The sequence below is a fragment of the Ignavibacteria bacterium genome (assembly GCA_015709655.1).
GTDB lineage: Bacteria > Bacteroidota > Ignavibacteria > Kapaibacteriales > Kapaibacteriaceae > OLB6.
In genome coordinates this window covers 1-19,140 of sequence record CP054181.1, presented here as the reverse complement: position 1 = coordinate 19,140, position 19,140 = coordinate 1, and the positions used below count along the sequence as shown (strand labels likewise).

General features: G+C 48.1%; 11 protein-coding genes. 4 read left to right on the top strand and 7 right to left on the bottom strand.

The features are described 5' to 3' along the window. Window positions 1-56: 56 nt before the first annotated feature. The 4 genes from HRU79_00055 to HRU79_00040 form a co-directional block, all read right to left on the bottom strand. Window positions 57-2,039: a hypothetical protein gene (locus HRU79_00055; protein QOJ25111.1), complete on the bottom strand. Its 1,983-nt coding sequence runs from the start codon at window positions 2,037-2,039 to the stop codon at window positions 57-59. Window position 2,040: 1 nt separating this feature from the next. After that, a complete protein-coding gene (gyrA, locus tag HRU79_00050; protein ID QOJ25110.1) occupies window positions 2,041-4,512 on the bottom strand; it encodes a DNA gyrase subunit A in 2,472 nt (823 codons plus the stop codon). A 101-nt stretch (window positions 4,513-4,613) separates the two neighbouring features. After that, window positions 4,614-10,259: a hypothetical protein gene (locus HRU79_00045; protein ID QOJ25109.1), complete on the bottom strand. Its 5,646-nt coding sequence runs from the start codon at window positions 10,257-10,259 to the stop codon at window positions 4,614-4,616. Between the two features lie 72 nt (window positions 10,260-10,331). Then, the gene (locus tag HRU79_00040) at window positions 10,332-11,675 is read right to left on the bottom strand and encodes a hypothetical protein (protein ID QOJ25108.1); all 1,344 of its coding nucleotides are present in this window, start codon (window positions 11,673-11,675) and stop codon (window positions 10,332-10,334) included. Window positions 11,676-11,896: 221 nt separating this feature from the next. On the opposite strand from HRU79_00040, the gene HRU79_00035 reads away from it, so the two are divergent. Further along, a complete protein-coding gene (locus tag HRU79_00035; GenBank protein ID QOJ25107.1) occupies window positions 11,897-13,237 on the top strand; it encodes an L-lysine 6-transaminase in 1,341 nt (446 codons plus the stop codon). 8 nt (window positions 13,238-13,245) lie between these two features. Here the strand turns inward: HRU79_00035 and HRU79_00030 are convergent, their stop codons facing one another. Continuing rightward, a complete protein-coding gene (locus tag HRU79_00030) occupies window positions 13,246-14,310 on the bottom strand; it encodes a bifunctional oligoribonuclease/PAP phosphatase NrnA (protein ID QOJ25106.1) in 1,065 nt (354 codons plus the stop codon). 19 nt (window positions 14,311-14,329) lie between these two features. On the opposite strand from HRU79_00030, the gene HRU79_00025 reads away from it, so the two are divergent. Then, window positions 14,330-15,061 (top strand): PASTA domain-containing protein, encoded by a 732-nt coding sequence (locus tag HRU79_00025; protein QOJ25105.1) that lies wholly within the window; start codon window positions 14,330-14,332, stop codon window positions 15,059-15,061. Here HRU79_00025 and HRU79_00020 read toward each other — a convergent pair. Both HRU79_00020 and HRU79_00015 read right to left on the bottom strand, forming a co-directional pair. After that, window positions 15,053-15,397, bottom strand: coding sequence for a Rieske (2Fe-2S) protein (locus tag HRU79_00020; protein QOJ25104.1), 345 nt, complete (start codon window positions 15,395-15,397; stop codon window positions 15,053-15,055). The genes HRU79_00025 and HRU79_00020 overlap by 9 nt on opposite strands. Beyond that, window positions 15,390-16,211: an MBL fold metallo-hydrolase gene (locus tag HRU79_00015; GenBank protein ID QOJ25103.1), complete on the bottom strand. Its 822-nt coding sequence runs from the start codon at window positions 16,209-16,211 to the stop codon at window positions 15,390-15,392. The genes HRU79_00020 and HRU79_00015 overlap by 8 nt, the downstream gene beginning before the upstream one ends. A 327-nt stretch (window positions 16,212-16,538) precedes the next feature. Here HRU79_00015 and HRU79_00010 point away from each other — a divergent pair, with 327 nt between their 5' ends. Both HRU79_00010 and HRU79_00005 read left to right on the top strand, forming a co-directional pair. Continuing rightward, on the top strand, window positions 16,539-18,722 hold the full coding sequence (locus tag HRU79_00010) for a peptidylprolyl isomerase (GenBank protein ID QOJ25102.1): 2,184 nt from the start codon (window positions 16,539-16,541) through the stop codon (window positions 18,720-18,722). Window positions 18,723-18,768: 46 nt separating this feature from the next. Next, the coding region (locus HRU79_00005; protein ID QOJ25101.1) for a squalene/phytoene synthase family protein at window positions 18,769-19,140 on the top strand (372 nt) is incomplete at its 3' end.

Here is a 19,140-nt window from a genome sequence, read left to right as displayed (position 1 = left end):
TCGTCGTATGGCACTAAATAGCCAGGACTATTCCGGGATTACGCAGTCTTCGGCAATTAATCCAGGAAATTCCAAGTCAGGCTAAGTCTGAAGTTACTTGGCACCGAAGGTGTAACCCAGGTAGAATACCACCGTTCAGCCAATATATTTTCCCAGCTGAGCCGAATTGCTGCATTACCAACAAAGGCGGTGATAAAGGCATCAATCCCATTGTACACAGCTTTTTTATCATCACCGGGCGGCTGAACACTCATCCATCGAATTGGAACGAACTGGAGTACCGTGCCAGGTATCAGTGCAGAGATATGAATGCCGCCCGTAATTGTATTCCGCCCTAATTGATAGATCCCTGCAACCTGAACGTCTCCTGAGAGTGGTGGCAGAAGGTTACTCCCTGTTATGGCTGTGTGAGTGCGAACGGTTGCCTGTGTTTCAAGTAAGCCATGTCTCACGGTGCCTGACAGAATCGTTCCCACCATACGTGCAGCGTCTTGCCTGTTCGAAGCACGTATATCACCGGCCAGACCAAGGCTGTCATACACCAGATGGCTCGAAATCATGTTGGTGGTTGATGTAAAAAACAAACTTCCCCGAACCTTAAAATTTTTTCCGGAAAACGCATATTCACCCAGTGCCAACAAAACGTTTTCAGGTTTCAAACCAAGCTGTGTCTCGGCCGGCGTTGGAAGCGTGGTTACATAGCTTACGTCTGCAAGTACCCTTGATACTGAACCTTTCCATAACAACCCGGCACCGGCGCCATAGGCTGCTGTACTCATTGCATATTTCAGGTGCGACGCTGCCTGAAGGCTAAGCTGGGGGGTTATGGTGTGATGCAAATGCAGGAACAATTGCGGCTGAATTTCACTGACGGCATCTACAATGTGGTTGCCAGTGTTTTGCACATATTCGGTAACGGCACCAACCCGAATCAATGTGTTTCCAAGCTGATGCGATGTTCTAAGCAGCATACCCGCCTGACGGCCTTGAAAAAGGACCGGTTCTGAGACACCCGACGCTGAGTCTGGAGCCAACACGGTGTCCTGCAAGCGGATAAGGTTGTCATGAGTATAGTACAATTGTGCGGTCATCGTGTGAAGTGAGTCGCGGGTGAGTAAGGTCATAAATCCAAGTTGAAGATCATGCCTTCGTTGCAGGTCGCGTAATGAACCAAATACAACCGGTGTATCAAATTCTGATATCAATGGATTATGAGTACCCGTTACAATGCCGCCCCATAAATCGGTGTTGTGTGAAGTGAGGTCATACGAGAAATCAAGAACGGAATTCGAATCTGGCATATACCTGTATCCAAGGCGTACATTCCACACATCATAATCTGTTTGAAGATAGCTTCCTTCAGCTCCATTGCGCCGAATTCCAACATTGATGTTCGTGCCCTTTGCAATATTCTGTGTAAACAATACATCGGTACCGATAAAATTACCGCCACCCTGGCTGTACCATAATGCCGTATGTGGCGTTTTTGAATCGTACCGTGCTTTCTGCAGGTTCATTGCGGCCTGCCCGATACCCGGTGCAAGACCAATGGCAGCCGTGCCGACAAGGATTTCAACAGTTTCAAGTCCTTCTACTGCAATTGCACTTAAATTGATACTATTATTCCATGCAGAGGAATACGGACGTCCGTTCAATGACGTTAGTAAATTTGTTTGCAAACTCCCAAGTACTGAGATCGCATCAAACTGTCCGAGCCCGCCTTGCGACAAAGGCTGATACGGTGTACTACGCATAAGGAGTTCCCCTAGCGTCTGATACTGTACAGATAGCCGGTCGGTCTTGGAAATACTATCGGCAATATCCAATGGCAAACGCCCGATGCGCCCATACCCTTTGGGCATCGGTCGTGCTGAATCAATGTCTTTGACGTCGTGGCTGTCCGAACTATCTGCATGCAACAAGACGGGGACAAAAGGAGCAAGAAGAACAAGCTCATCAGACTGTTGTACTGTTGCCTGTACGGGGCATACCATAAGGAGTGCCAAGGCAAGCACAATATAAACAGCCTGACGGTTCATATTATGAAACGGGTGTTTCGCTTTCGGTATCGTCCTCTTCCTCAGAATCCCTGGTAACGGTAGTAATTGCGGCAATGCTATCACCTTCTTCAAGGCGGATAAGCCGTACTCCTTGTGTGTTACGGCCGATAACCCTGATATCCTCTACATGCTGGCGGATAAGGATACCGTTCACCGTCATTACAACAAGGTCTTCGGTATCAGTTACTTCAAGGATTGCACAGATTGGACCGGTTTTCTCCGTGATATTCATTGCAATCACACCCTTTGCTCCGCGTTTTGTTCTACGGAAATCATCAACCTTGGTACGCTTACCATAGCCCCTTTCCCCTACAACAATTACTTGAGCATCAGAATGACGTACAGCAGTGAGTGAGATGACTTCAGCACCCTCGGGAAGGTCAATGCCGCGAACGCCTGCTGCAGCGCGTCCCATTGGGCGCACGTCGGTTTCGTTAAAATGCACGGCAAGTCCGTGGCTGGCGCCAATAAGAATATTCATGTGGCCATCGGTTAGTCGTGCACCAACCAGCCTGTCATCATCCGCAAGATTAATTGCGATGATTCCCGTAGAGCGGACATTGGCGTAATCATTCAGTGCTGTCTTCTTCACGGTTCCATTTTTAGTAGCAAAGAATACGTAGGCGTTTTCCTGATCGATATCGGTAACCGGTAAATACGCGGTGACCTTTTCATCGCTTTGCTTTTGAATTACATTGGCGATTGACCGACCTTTTGCATTTCTGGATCCCTCCGGAATATCATATACTTTTATTCGGTAAACACGTCCCCGATCGGTAAAGAACATTAGGTAATGGTGGGTAGAAGCACGGAAGACCAGTTCTACGTAGTCATCGTCATACATACCCTGTCCGGCTACACCACGTCCTCCCTTATTCTGTCTCCTGTACGTTGTAACCGGTGTACGTTTAATGTAACCGTTATGGGTAATAGATACGATCACCTCTTCATTGGCGATCATGTCTTCCAGAGTAAAGTCGCGGGCATCATGAACGACTGCCGTTCGGCGTTCATCACCATGCTTTTCAGCAAGTAGTGTTAGTTCCTCGCCGATGATGCTCATCTGAAGCTCCTTACTGGCAAGGATGGCGCGCAGACGTTCGATTGTTTCGATAAGTTCACGATATTCTGCCTGAATTTTATCGCGTTCCAGTCCGGTAAGGCGTTGCAGCCTCATATCGAGAATGGCCTTTGCCTGAATCTCCGACAGCTCGAACTTGGTTTGCAGAGCAGCCGACGCTGTGGGAACATCTGCACTTGCTTTAATTGTTGCAATTACGGCATCAATATTATCGAGGGCAATAATGAAGCCCTCCAAAATATGTGCACGCTTTTCGGCTGCCTCAAGATCGAACTGAGTTCGTCTAACAACAACTTCGTTACGATGACTGATAAACTCAGTGATCATTTCCTTAATCGTCAGGATCCGTGGTCTGCCGTTGACCAGTGCAAGCATAATGGCACCAAACGTGACCTGCATTTGTGTATGCTTGTATAGGTTGTTCAGTACAACCATCGGTACGCCATCACGTTTAAGTTCGATTACAATACGGATACCTTCCCTGTCACTTTCATCTCTGATATCAGAAATGTCTTCAAGCGATTTTGCTCGTACCAGAGCGGCAATTTTCTCGATAAGACCAGCCTTGCTCACCTGGTATGGAAGTTCGGTAATTACGATGCTTTCCTTACCCTGCTTGTTGGCTTCGATATTTGCCTTTGCGCGGACAATGATTTTGCCTCGGCCGGTGGTATAAGCACTGCGTACACCCTCGTACCCATAAATAATCCCTCCCGTTGGGAAGTCAGGAGCTGTGATGTACTTAAGAAGTTCTTCATTGGTGACATTCGGGTCTGCAATTACGGCCTTAATTCCGTTTACAATTTCGCGAAGATTATGCGGCGGAATATTAGTGGCCATCCCAACGGCAATACCATTTGCTCCGTTCACCAGGAGTGTTGGCAGTACTGTTGGCAGCACCGTTGGTTCCTGCAGCGAGTCATCAAAATTCGAACGGAAGTCAACAGTATTCTTGTCGATATCGCGCAGCACTTCCATAGCCAGTGAATCCATCCTGGCTTCAGTATATCGCATTGCAGCCGGTGAGTCGCCGTCAACAGAGCCAAAGTTTCCCTGTCCGTCAACTAACTCATAGCGCATAGACCACGCCTGAGCCATCCGAACCATAGCATCATACACGGCACTGTCACCATGGGGATGGTACTTGCCGAGAACTTCACCAACGATACGCGCACTTTTTTTATAGGCACGGTTTGGCGTCATCCCCAATTCATACATAGCATACAGTATGCGTCGGTGTACGGGCTTTAATCCATCGCGGATGTCCGGAAGTGCCCTGGAAACAATAACCGACATTGAATAATCAAGATAGGAATCGCGCATCTCGTCTTCCATCATGACCGGAAGAATGCGTTCGCTGTGTAGTGCCATAATACCTTTGAGCTGTACGGAAACAGTAAGGCACCGAGAGTATTCGGCGCCGGAATAACAGGTGCAAAAATACGGATTTCGGGCCTATCTGAGGCAGAGAATCAATGAACTATTATCAACGTTCCTGTACGGATTGCAGGAGAAGCTGAAGGGGCGATCGCAGCACGGATAATCCAGCAATAGACGCCTGAGCTAACACTGTTGCCTGAGTCCGTCAGACCGTCCCAATACACCGTATTCACACCGTTCGTCAGGGTAATTTCAAGTTGCCGTACCTGCCGTCCCTGCATATCATGAATCGTTAATGTTCCCGGGGTTTCAGGAAGGGGCGACTGAAAGCGGACAACGAAGTCGGTTCTGCCGTGTGATGGGCTGGGGTGGACTTCAACGTTTGCCAGTGCAGGCATAGTTGACAAATACAAGGATACTTCCTTTTCAATTGGGTTGCCGGTAGCGTCTATTCCCCTTATAAGCAGGTTGTTCTGTCCTTTCTCGAGCGGCGTTTTAAACTTTAGTGCCGCCTTCACTGTTTCATCGGTATAGTAAATCCTGCAACTGTCCGTTGGATAAAACGCATAGTCAGTTACGGATTCTTTTCGAATTCGTAAGCCATTAACAAACACTACAAGCCGGGATGCGTCGGTAATCGGTATTCTGCTGTTATCGGTAAGCTGAACTTCGATCAGAGGTTCGGGTGCAACATAGTCGCCACTTGTAACCCGATTTCCATCGGCATACGTCAGGATGTTGGGTGGAGTTGTATCGGTTGATACATTGAGCAGAGCTGCACCGGTATTGTTAAACGAATAGAACTCCTGACGTTGCTGGTTGGAGTTAATTCTGGCTGTTACCGTTGTAGTACCCGATAAATTTACGGTTGATAGTACAAACGGGATCGTTGCGTTCCGGTTGGCCGCTAAGGTGACTGACAGCTGTGCGACAGGGGTTTCCGGCTGAGTTCCGGTTAGAATCTCAACCAACATTGTGTCAGTGCCCCACCTGCGATCTGCATTCTGTACAGTGACGTGTACAACGGCAGAATCCCCTTGCAATACCGTTGTGTCTGCAAGTACGACTCCTAAGGTATCGATCAGAACCTCATGTGCGGGCTGGTAGTGTACAAGCGCATTCCTAACCCAGGTATTGGGCATACTGTCTGAACGATGCCGAAGATTCCACTCAACTTTAACAAAGGATACGTCTGAGGGTAAATCCGACAAGTCATAAAGTATACTGTCTGCAGTCACTACAGGCAGGCTATACTCTGTTCCATTATGCAGTTGTGCTTTAAGAACAGCATCGGTTCCGTAGGTATCATACGAAAGTACAGCGTGATCCCATGAGCGTGCGGGTCCGATCCACGGCGTGCTAACCGTGGCGTCGTCAGCATAAAACGACATCGTATCGTTAAGGGTTACCAGTGTATCCGGAGCTCCTTTCCATGCTTCGGGTGCCTGGCCGGGAGTCAGACCCCGCCGTCCAATCATAACCCATGAGCTGTTGGGGGCAAGCGAGTCTGAATACCGTGATCCGTATTCTTTCAGAATTGTGGCAAGAGTATCCAGGTTGTTGTCTTTCACAAAACCAGAGAAGCTTTCATCACTCGATGCAAATAAAACATACTCTCCCTGCTGCACCGAATCTTGCAAAAACGCGATAAGCTCTCGGGAATATCCGTTATGGTTGCTTTCTGCCGGAATAGGATCCTTCCACGTATCGTATCTGCGTATTGCACGTGGCACTGTGTCGCTCGTACTTAAAACAACAAGATTAATGCCACGAAAGAATGGGTTCTTAACATACGTTATTGAACCAACAGTGATTTGAACTGGCGGATTATTCTCGTCCAGTGAAGTTCGCAGTCCGTTCGACCGTAGGAAAATCGGAAGCGTAGTATGACGTAATTGAAGCGTCCCGTTAATCTGGTTAAACTGAACCCGAGATTCGTCGTAAGCAACAAGGCCGGTAGCTGGTACATAGGCCCTGGCAGAGTCATCCGCAATCATGAACGGCACCCAGAGTCGTGCGCTGGTGTCCACGCCGGGTGTAATAATCCTGGAGCCAATCCAAAGTTGGATGTTTTTTAATGAATCCGGAAGTGCCGACCACCAGTTTACGATGGTACCCATAACGGAAACCTGCTCTGGAGTGGACACGGCAACAGTGGATGAATCCGGGTTACGAGTGTTCGTACAGATCACAAACTCAGCATGCTGATTTGTTGTGAAGTAATGGGGAGATATTTGGCGTACATGGACTTCTGTACCGGATAATCGTTCATAGGGCACAGGCTCCAAGGGAAGCAGTGACTGTGGCAATACCGTAAACTTACTTGCGATCGAGTTATCAGTACTGTCATCACCGTAATATCCGTCGGGATCTGCAGTAATTACCAACTGATGATCACCAGCCATATTGGTCACCGGAATCCTGAACAAAACCGTCGGCGAAGCACAAATGCCGTCACGTACATCCACGAACAACGTATCAGTGACTGACTTGTAGGTGCGTATCATTCTGATACGCAGTGGTATTGTTGTTCCCACACCCTGATTAAGGACCGTCAGGCTGGCGATGGCTACCGAGTCCCTGTCCGTTATCTGTCGTTCACCCAGCTCAGAGCTGATTCCAAGATCACCGGGGCGCAGACGAATATTGGGTTTATTATCAATTTTGATTCTCGAATACGGATCTCCAAGCAGGCAGTACTGCATTAGCACATTATAGGATGCCTGATTATCGGTAAAGCCAATCGATTTTTTTGCCTCATACATAATCAGACCAAGAGACCGTGCGCCTTCCATCATGATCTGGTGCAGGCGGAAGTGCAGGTAGTCAGCCAGAAATACTTCCTGCCAGCCCGTAGCGCCCATGCTTGCAACAAAACCCTTACCGGGATGGGTAATGTATTGTGCATTCTTGCATGGAACACTCGGGTTTGAGAAAGCTCCCGTCTGACAAGCGAACGTTGCAAGTACGCCATACTTCCCGGCATTGTCTAACTCCGACGGCTCCCACCCGTTGATGTCAAATAATTCAGTAGCTCCGTGTCCTACATAATTCATCCACTGAACGCCAGCGTTAATTGTTTGCGTGATAAAATATCCGGCGTTCTTAGGCGCAGTGCTTTTACAGAGCGTTATTGTGTCGGCGCAGAACGGACGTTCGGTGATTTTTACGCCCGTACCCAGTGGATCTGACAGCATCGTTTGATAGATGTTGCATAACCCTTCGTTTTCTGTTCCTCCGCCAACGAAATACCAGGTCCGATTCCACCTGTCAGCCGGTACGGTGTCGCACTCAATGATCTTGTCAACAATTGCCTTACCATCCGCAGCTGATATTGCTGGAAGCCTGCCAACAAGTATCTCAGGCGAGATAAGATCGTCAGGAGAATCAAGCAGACTATAGTAGTAATCGGAACTTGGCCGTCCGTATGTAGGAACCTGATCGGGCATGCGTGCCTGTACATTGCCTCCCTTTACGGCAAGCCGCGGATCCCAGGAAGCATTTCCAAACAAAATAGCAGCTTGAATCGAAGGGGCTTTTGCATGCGAAAAATGCCAGGCAAGGTAACTTCTGACGGCTTCAGCATTCCTCATTCCGAATCCAAACTCTGCCAGGATATTATCAATATCAACGATTTTAACTGTTAGCCCGTTAAATTTTTCCCTATGCTGTGCCAGACGGCGGGCCTGTTCCAGATGAGTACGATAAGCAATGATGATAACATCTGCCTGCGACGTATCGGCACGAAGGTTGGCAAGAGCAGATGGCAAAACCCGTGCGGGTTCAACAGCAGCTGCGTCTGCAACGTAAACTACCGTTTGATCACCTTCCGGAAGGATGGTTTCAAAAACGAACCCGGGTGCTGTATCCCACTGATGCCTAAACAAACTCCCGTATGCCCTCCTGCTATCCCCTTCCTGTACTCTCCCGCCTGTATCAAGAATTCCACACAGTATCCAGTGAGTGGAAACGGGAACGGTAAGACTTCTGCTGTTCAGTGCATTAGCAAGTACATTCCCGGGGGGAGTGTTTGGCCCCCAAAGTACAAATGCCGTCGAAGTTGGCAACTGTCGGATTTTGTCAGCAACCGCTCCTTCAGTTGCGTTTTTTATAATAGTGCTATTGCCTGTATTATCTGTCCAAGCAAGGGTAAGTCCGGTAATTGTATCCGGGGATACTTCAGCCAGGCCTATCAGGGCAGATGCTCTCCAGGTATCAGTCGATGGCGCAGAAGTTGTCCAGTCAGGTTCAACCGGCGTTAGCCCACCGCGAATGACAATTCCCCTCCCCGATGGTGTAGCTTTCCCAATCGTTCTGCTTGTGGTATCAATCCACCAACCCTTGGATGTTTGCGCATTATACCACGATATGCTGCTTACGCGTGACCGTGCAGGAACCTGAACGATACGTGATCCTTTTTCAAGCACCGGCACAATATCAGCACTCACCTCGATTGCATCTATAGCCAGTTGCGATAAGTAGTCTTTATACTTCCGTAATGAATCAATCCCTGTTGCGTAATACTTAACAAGCTGGTATCCACTCGGGCACTCTGAACCGGGAAGTTCTGAAACAAGTGTCTGCAACCCATACCCATTGTATTCGCGGTTTTGCAGAACCGAACCATTAAAGCAAACGTCCAAACGTCCGTCAGGCGCATACTGCGCAAGGCCCGTTGTAGAAGCAAATTTGGTTGTAATTCTCACTGTTCCGTTTGGGTCTGGTGCGAGCGGAAACTTCCATTCAGCTCGGGTATAATCTCTGGCATTCAGAAAAAACCAGTAGTAACCCTCCAGATAAACAAGATTAGAATTAAAATCACTGTAATCCAGATTGTCGGCATTCCCCAGGTGGTAATATCCTGTGTCGAGTTCAAAATGCTGTTCCAGTCGTACTGACGGGATGCTAACAGGGGTTCCTGAAGGAGATGCGTATGTTAATCGAGGATTATCACAGTTGGGACATACCGATAAGAACATCACCGCAGTGGTATCCTCCATGGACAAAAAGGATGTATCGCCTTGCGGGCGGTGTGCGATGAAATAAATGGTATCAGTGTCTGAAAAAAAATCTGTACCCACTTTCCCATCAACATACAGCGGTTGCTTTTTCCCCTTCCAGTATAGCACGAGATCACGAATCGGAGCCCCCTGAAAACGTGGTTCGGTGGTCATCACCTGCCCAGCGCTGATACTTCCCACACCATCGGCGGATGTTTCGATTCGTACGTACGGCTGCTGTGGATCGTACCAAGAATAATCTGACGCCACAACTTGCGGAGAATCGTACACTGAGCTATGGACCGTGCGCTGCAACGCTACCTCCACTGAATCGGCAATCTCGATCTGGCCATTGCTGATGCGCCACGGCCAAATCTGTATAACGTGCTGTGGAACCCATGCTTTGTAGCCTGCACTTCGTACGCGGGTAACCGGGCTGGCCTGCAAATGGGAAGGGGCTTGGGCAACGGTACGCCACCGGAAATACCGTGCTAAAGCAACAATGCTGTCTGTACCAACTTGCAACGGGTCTGTTAGTATCGTGGGGAGTGGAACAGTGATATCAAGTGGTGGCCCTGCGTCGTGGCGACGGAATACCATTGCCGGAATCTCACCAGATGCCGAGATAACATGCAGCGAGCTGGAAAGATTTGTTACCTGTAGCGTATCCCTCAGAGCAGCATTGACACCGGTGGAACAAAACAGGGCAACGGCAACGATAGAATAAACAAAACGCATGGTTAAAAATAAAAATGCCGTGAAGTGTAGAATACACCATCACGGCATAATGACAATTCTATTTCACGTCGGTTACGACCGGTCGGGGAACGCCTGCCGCATAGCAACAATTATCTTCTCTGCAACCTTATCGCTAACCACTTTCTTCACATTTTCATCGCTCGCCAGCGCATCCTGAATTGCAATTTCAACCTTTTGCTTAATGATTTCGCTTGTTTCACCAACAAGGGCATCAGCAAGTGAGTGCATATCCACCGAAACATCCTTCATTGTTTCAAGCTGGTTCTTGTTGGCATCTTCCATCTTCTTCATCAGCTTGTCCATTCGTTCTTCTTCTTCGGTATACAGAAGTGTAAAGGCCAGAAGTGCAAGCATTGAACCTTCGAGAGAAATAGCAGCGAGGATCAGCGATGGTTTTGTTGCAGGAATAAATTTCAGACCACGAATACCAATGATAACAATCAGGATAGCTGCGCCACCGTATGCCAATCCTGTCACATTATTCGAGTACTTTTCCGTGAAGTGGTGGCTCATGTAAAGTTTAAGCCCCTTCATGAACTTCATTCGGTTACGTGTAAACTCAATTCCGCCCTTGGTATCGATTGTCTCCTTAACCACGAAGTCCGAGAAGAACTCCTGGATCCTGAGGAGCAGAACTTCCTGGCGGAACACAGACAAGCTGACGTCATTGGTAAACACCTGATCGAATGTTACTGCGCGCCGGCTGTTCTTCATCGGAGAGTCCGGATCGGCTGTTTCAGTACGATCCCACACAATTTGGAAGGCTGAGCGAACCTGATGATGTTCCAGTGCATCCAGGTCATGGTCGGGCATCGTCAGTAAGTCAACGATTTCATCAGCGAAACCGGTTTGAAGCCGGATTTTTGCCTTGTTATGCACAACTTCACGGTCAACCTTTTGTGCCATATACCCGAAGCTGCTGGGCATAAACATCGTTAATGCAAGAGCAAAGGCAAGGCCAAAAACGATAGCAAGAACAGCAAAACCGATAGGCGGCTCTAGAATAATGGCGGCTTCGCCCAAGCCCCCTTCACCATTTGCCTTTACAACCCACTCACTGGCAGCCTTGGTATAGCCGTCCTTCTTTTCGGTCCGGGCTTCGCTGGTAAAGTCGAAGATATAATCCGTCTTTATCAATGGTTTTAACGCCGTTCCAGGGGCAACTTCACCTGAAAATTTATCCGTGGCAACTGCATGCAGTCCGGGCATTATTTGTTTAAAATTAGCTGCCAGCCGGTCATCATGAGGCTTAAAAATCGAGATAACACCGGCCTGGACCGCCGACGGTATTACGAATTTGTAAAAGCCGTATGACCCAACGATGATGAGCACTAACAGAATCAGATAGTGCTGCATTCCTGTGTTTTTATGCGATTGCTGTTCGCTTCCTGTCATATAACTCCCTCTTCCCTATTGAGAAATGGATACTCTTTGCTGTATTAAAGTCCGAATATACCAAGAATTATCGTTGAATCTACATCAAAATGCATGGTACAAAATCCACACCAACCCACCGGACAGTCTGGGGCAGACCGCCAAGCCATGTTTTTGATGTTCCGTATCTTCGTTGAATTAGAGTTCAGGAATGAGTTTTTATACATTACTGCGTTGATACTATGAATTTACAACCAAAATACAAACCCCGCTTCTCAGTTACGTCGAACCAGGCAATTTCTTCAATGCGCCAGAACATGTTGGTTGATGGATTTGACGTCGTCGTTGATTTAGATCGCAGCCATGGCAGCTTTTTTGTTGATGCCCGTACCGGTACTGAGTATTTGGATTTCTTCTCATGTATTGCCTCGATGCCGATTGGATTAAACCATCCCAAAATGACGGATCCCGCATTTGTGGAGTACCTTGGTACCGTTGCCCTAAACAAGCTATCGAATAGCGACATCTATTCCGAAGCCATGGCAACCTTTGTTAAAACATTCTTCGAAATTGCCGTTCCCAAGCCTTTCGTCTATTCATTCTTTATCGAAGGTGGTGCCCTTGCCGTTGAAAATGCTATTAAAGCCGCTATTGACTGGAAGGTCCGCAAGAATTTTAGAAACGGCTGGCGAAGTGAACGCGGACACAAGGTGATTCACTTCCAGGGTGCTTTTCACGGACGGAGCGGGTACACCATGAGCCTAACGAATACCGATCCTACAAAAACAGACTTGTTTCCAAAGTTCGACTGGCCGCGTATCTCCCACCCATCACTGCAGTTCCCAATCAGCGATGCAGAAATCACCAGGGTTACCGAGTTGGAAGATCTTGCCGTACGGCAAATCAAAAATGCATTTCAACAGAATCCGGATGACATTGCATGTATCGTTCTGGAGCCTATTCAGGGTGAAGGGGGCGACAGGTATGTGCGGAAGGAATTTCTGCAACAACTGCGAACCCTTGCCGATGAAAACCAAGCCCTTCTCATCTTTGATGAAGTTCAAACTGGGGTTGGTATTACGGGACACTGGTGGGCTCACCAGGAATACGGAGTCACACCGGATATTATGGTTTTTGGTAAAAAAATGCAGGTATGCGGTATTATTTCTACAAACCGGATCGACGATGTTCCTGACAACGTTTTTCATACTCCAAGCAGGATTAACTCTACGTGGGGCGGAAATCTGACCGATATGGCCAGGGTTACCCGCTACCTTGAGATTATCGACGAAGAAAAACTTGTTCAGAACGCAGCTACTCAGGGCACCTACTTACACAACAAGGTTCTGGAGCTACAATCGAAACTTGGAAATACCATAAGCAATGTTCGCGGATTGGGGTTGTACAGAGCGTTTGATCTTCCAGACACTGCAACCAGGAACGCATTCCTGTCCAATGTTTTAAAACAGGGTGTTATTATGGTGGGCAGCGGTCAGCGTACGGTACGTTTCAGGCCACCGTTAAACATCAGCTCTGAAGAAATCAACATTGGTATTGAGCGGATTGCCCACGCTCTTTCGTAAGGGTTGGTTTATTCTTCGCCAGGCACTGCATTTAAAAGTTCGCCGAGCTTCTGGTGCATAATGCCGATGACTGTTTCAAGAGGAACTCCCGGAACCCTGACACCGGCAGCATAGTTGTGGCCCCCGCCGCCCATCGATGCAGCCACGTCGCGGATAAAGACGTTCTGTTTTGACCGTAGGGAACACTTTATCTGATCAGGAAGCTCAACAAACAGGACGCCTATGCGCACCCCTTGAATACTTAGCGTGTGCTGCACAAGGCCATCGGTTGCTTCTACCGTACACCCGGTTTGCTTCAGGTCATCCGCTGTTACCACCATGAAACACACTCTTCCATCGTGAAAGAGTTTCATGCTGCGTAAAGCATTGCCAAGAAGACTGATGGCAGCCGGCTGGTGCGTGTTATTTGTTAAATCGTACGCCTTTACGGGGTCGGCCCCACATTCTACAAGATTTGCAGCAAGGCGCAGCAGTGCCGGTGTTGTCCGCGGGAACCTGAAACCGCCGCTGTCGGTCATAATTCCAGTGTACAAACACTGGGCAGCACTCATTCTGTGTTCCGATCCCTCGCTACTTTTTTGGATTCCTGACGGAGTGCCCTCATCAAATGAAAATAATTCTGCTACCATCTGGCATGTAGCCGCTGCATCAGTATCAATCAACTGTAAATGTGCAAATGTCTCCGGCTGTACATGATGATCGATATTGATGATTTTGGCACTGCTGCCTCTGATTTCCTCCCCTAAAGTATGTAGTCGCTCAAGGGTATTTAGGTCAAGCACTACGATACAGTCTGCGTTCCGAACCAGATTCTTCTGCTCAGTGCTATTCTCCCACACCTGCAGCGCTGATGCTCCGGGCAGCCACTGCAGGTTATCCGGACACCGCGATGGAAGCAGTAACGAAAACGTCACGTCTGATGCAACTTCATCCTTTAAAAGATGATACAAGCCCAGAACAGATCCAATTGCATCGCCATCAGGGTTAATATGAGAAGTTATTACAAAACTGCGGCTATTTTGAAATTCAGCACGGATCGTATTCAATAATTTTGACCGGTCGTTGTTCTTCATGTCATAAATTAGCTAAATCATGGTGCGCAAACCCACAACATGGAAAGGATTCCTGGTTTACTGTGCAATACTTATTGCAAGCATAGTTTTTCTCGGCATTGTTACTGACAAGCTGATTTTACCAGCAATTTCAGATGCTCGCGCCACGATCGTTGTCCCACTGGTTGAGGGGCGAACGGTTCAGGATGCTATTGTCATGCTTGAATCCAGGGGGTTAGTTGTTATGCCACCTCATGAGCAGTTCAGTTCTGAGGTGAAAGCCGGTGTTGTGTTTCAGCAAATGCCGTATGCGGGCGCTACCGTAAAAGGTGGGCGTCGTATTTACCTAACGGTAAGCAAGGGTGTGGAAACGGCAACAATGCCGGATCTGAGAGGTAGGACAGTACGTGAGGCCCGCCTGCTTCTTCTTCGATCAAACATGCAACTGGGCAACATTACGTATACCTTTAATGACAGTATTCAGGCTGAGACCATTATGCAGCAAAGTATAGCGGCCGGAACCAGGGTAACCTCACAAATGCAACCATCGGTTATTGTTAGCCAGGGTCCGGTAACAGTTCTTGTTCCGGACATTATCGGTACCACGCTCCAGCAGGCAAAACAGCAGATCGAACTGGCAGGACTGAAAGTGGTGGCAGTACGAAAAATGGCCAGCAGCATTTTTATTCCTAATACGGTTCTTGATACCGACCCGCCCGTTCTTAGTAGAGTTCCGCCGGACTCCGGAGTCGTGATCACGGTATCAGAGTAGTTCTTCGATCCATACAAACCCGTTGAACTCTACAACCTGATACGTCATTAAACTTCCTCCGCTCCCGGTATTCCGACCACTCCGGAGATCAAAGCACCAGCCATGCATGGGACAGGTGACGGTTCCGTTTTCAACAACGCCCTTGGAAATTGTCGGAAAATGCTGATGGGGGCATACATTGGTAACTGCACAAATCGTACCGTTCACTTTAAACAGAGCAAGATCACGTTCAAAGTCAATGTAAATATGCTTACCGCTTTTCTCGGGAATCTCTGATATTCTGCACAGTTGTCTGTGAAGTTTTCCGTTAATAATGCGCAGAATCGGATCAGGCATTATCCACCGTAACAATGATCGGCCCCTTGGGTCCCATACGTAAACGTGCATGTGATACAAAGGCATCGTGCTCAAACACGATGGTCCAATTCTCATCAATGATCCGACTATGAATTGTCTGTTTCTCCTGCACTGTTACTAACGGCTGGTTATCGTAGGCCATACCATAGGCTACAGGAATATGAGCTGCTGTTGGAAAAAGGTCTGCCGGATAAAACAGTGTCCCATCGGTGGTTTGTATGATAACACTCTGCATGAACGGCGTATGGCCATGGAACAACTCCAGATCAACACCGTCAAACAATGTCCCCGGTCCGTCGAGCAGCTCAAGAACTCCGTGTACTGCCAACGGTTCGTACATATATGATTCAAACGAAGCACGGTCTTTCACACTCGGATTTCGCGCCCATTCCAGATGGTGTTTTTGCACGTAGTACCTGGCATTGGGGAATGCAGGCTCGCCATGGATAACTGCCCCGCCCGAATGGTCGAAATGAAGGTGCGTAAGAATCACATCCGTCACATCTTCCGGACGTATGCCTTGCAAAGCCAAAGCCCCCTTCAATGAATACTCCGAAAAATCAATTCCGTAGATATCAAGAAGTTTTGGGGGCATCTCCGTGCTGTTTCCGGTATCAACAAGTATTGTTTTCCCGTTTCCCTGCAGCAAAAGGCACCTGGCTGCCATAGGAATCCGGTTACGCTCGTCTGCCTTGGCATAAACACGTTCCCATAGTGGTTTGGGAACAACCCCAAACATTGCTCCTCCGTCCAAACCAAACCGGCACGTTTCGAGTGTGGTAACCTGATACATACTGTTGCTTCAATTTCTAAATCAGACAAACTCATAGGAACACCAATGGTGTCTTCACAAATTTAGGCTGTGCAGCCGACTCCTTCATTGGCCATACCCCACCTGCCATCCCGTGGTCACCGCCAGAAAATGCGGACACCCCGCTGCAGACAAGGCATCATTAGGAGCGGGTATTTAAAAAAGTGATTCGTGTGGATACAATAGCAGACCGCCATTCTACAGAATTGTAGGGTTCATTTATATCTTTGTGGTTTCGTGCAACACCTTACCTAACCGTTTGGGTTGTTCAAGCAATCAGAAATTCTACATCATCGAGGTCGAAGTCTTATGGGTGCTATCACCCGAATCCGTCAGTTAAGCCCGTATTTCCTTGCAGTTGTTGCGGTGCTGTTCATTGTTTTTATGGTTTTGCAGGACAGCAGTTGCAGCTCTATTCAGCAACAGCAGCGCAATCCCGAGAACATTTCCATTGCCGAAATTAACGGTGAGTCAATCTCCCAGGCCGAATTTGAACGGCGCGTTCATGATTATAGTGAACGTCTGCGTCAGCAAAATGCCCAAATGACTGCTCAGGGGCAGACCCCACAGGAAATTGATGATGAGCAGGTGCGTCAGCAGATCTTCGACCAGATGGTAGAAGAAATCTTACTCAAGCAGGAAGCAGATAAGCTTGGAATCGTAGTTACCGACGATGAAATCGTAGATGTCATGCTTATTAATCCGCCACAGGAACTACAGTTCTTTAAAGACAGTACAGGTAAGTTCCAAAAACAAATGTACCAGGAGCTTGTAACCAATCCTCAGCGGTATGGCGAGATTTTGCAAGAGCAGGGTATGCCTCAGGAGCAGGTTGACCAGCAGCAAAAAGTATGGAATGAAACTCTTCGCGACATTGAGCACAATCTGCGTACGATGAAGCTGCAGGAAGCTGTTGCCTCAACCGTAACAGCTGCCGTATCAACAGTAAGTCCAACATGGGCCGAAATTGACTATCGTAACAGCAACAGCACTGCTAATATCCGGTTTGTTGCCGTAACCCCCGGGCAGGGAGCAGAGCAAGGAATTAAACCTACCCAGGATGAGCTTAAGGCCTACTATGACCAAAACAAACAGTACATGGTTCAAAAACCAACCCGCAAGATTAAGTACGCGGTCTTCCGTCAGGTAGCAAGTAAAAAAGACTCCGCAAGGGCACAAAAACTGAGTGAAGACCTCATGAAGGCGTTCGCTCCTGTTACGGATGTAGCCCAGCGCGATAGCCTGTTTACTGAAAAAATGGGTCAACTGGGCGGGACAACATCTGACTATACGCGGGTGTCGAATCTGGACCCAACTATCTCGATGGTCTTAACCACAACTCCCGTTCGCGATGTTTTTGGGCCACTCAATACCGCAACCGGAATTAAATACCTTCGCGTTGACGATAAGCGAGCCGGTGTTAACGAAGTGGTACGAGCCAGCCATATCCTTATTCCTTTTGAAGCAAATAAGGACAGTGCGCGCACTGTAGCCGAGAATATCATCGCCCGTGCAAAAAAAGGTGAAGACTTTGCAACCCTTGCAATGCTAAATTCAAAAGATCCGGGCTCAGCTCAGAACGGTGGCGATCTTGGATACTTTGAAAAAGGGAAAATGGTACCTGAATTCGAAAAGGCAGCATTCGGTGCTCAGATCGGCGACATCGTGGGACCGGTAGAAACTCAGTTCGGTTTTCACATTATTAAAGTGACCGACAAGCAAAGTACAGAGATTAAATACAGCGAAATTTCAATTGCACCCAAAATCAGCACCACCACAAAGCAGTCCATTATCTCGAATGGACTCAAAATGGAGGAAATGCTCAACAACGGTTCTGACTTTGATACCGTTGCCAAGAAATTTGATGTTAAGGCAATGGAATCAAACTTCTTCAGTTCACGTACTCCGGTGGTTGGCTCACATGAAATTACAGCATGGGCCTTTGCTGCTGGAAAAGGCGACATAAAACGCTTCGATGTTAACAACATGGGCCTCGTTGTTGCTCAGGTAAGCGAAATCCGAGAACAAGGAATAAAGTTGTTTGAAGACGTTAAGGAAGAAATTGAACGGGTTGTTATTCAGAACAAAGTATTGGATCAGCTAAAGTCAAAAGCTGAGAAAGTTGCACAGGCTTGCACAGCAGCAGGGTCTCTCGAAGCCGCTGCCTCCATAGACTCTGCTCTGACAGTCCGCGTTCAAACGGCATTACGTAATAACGGACAGCTCAGTGGTTTTGGCGCTGACTTTGTGTCGACCAATACTGCGTTTACCACACCGATTGGCAGTATTACAGGACCAATTCGTGGTAAACGCGCATGGATTATCATGGTTGTTGACAGCCGCACACCTGCCAACATGGATGCCTTCAACAAGGATAAGACCAGTCAGATTCAAAACCTGATGTCAAGGCAGCGTTCAAGTGCATACTACTCCTGGCTCCAAAGCATTAAAGACAACGCAACCATCGTGGATAAACGCTGGGATCGTGACTGACCCCCCTTCCAGGATTGGTCGTACACAATCAGGAGAAGTTCCCCTTGTGTCGTCTTTGGACGATGCTTACTCCTGGTGTCTGAAGTTTGCTAAATCACATTACGAAAATTTCCCTGTTGTTTCTGTTTTACTTACCAAACAGGCACAACGTGCATTAGCTGCCGTTTATGCAATTGCACGAATCGGTGACGACATTGCCGATGAACCCTTTACGGGGAACCGCCTGGAAGCACTTGCCACACTCGATGCTGTAGTGGACAACCGTATTGAGCCTGGTGGACACCCCGCCTACATGGCAATCCAGGACACGATCAGCAAATTTCGTCTGCCGACTGACCCCTTTCACCGCCTGTTTATGGCTTTCAGGTTTGATGCAGAGAATTCGGCTTCAGGCACTGCACAGCCCCCTACTATCCGT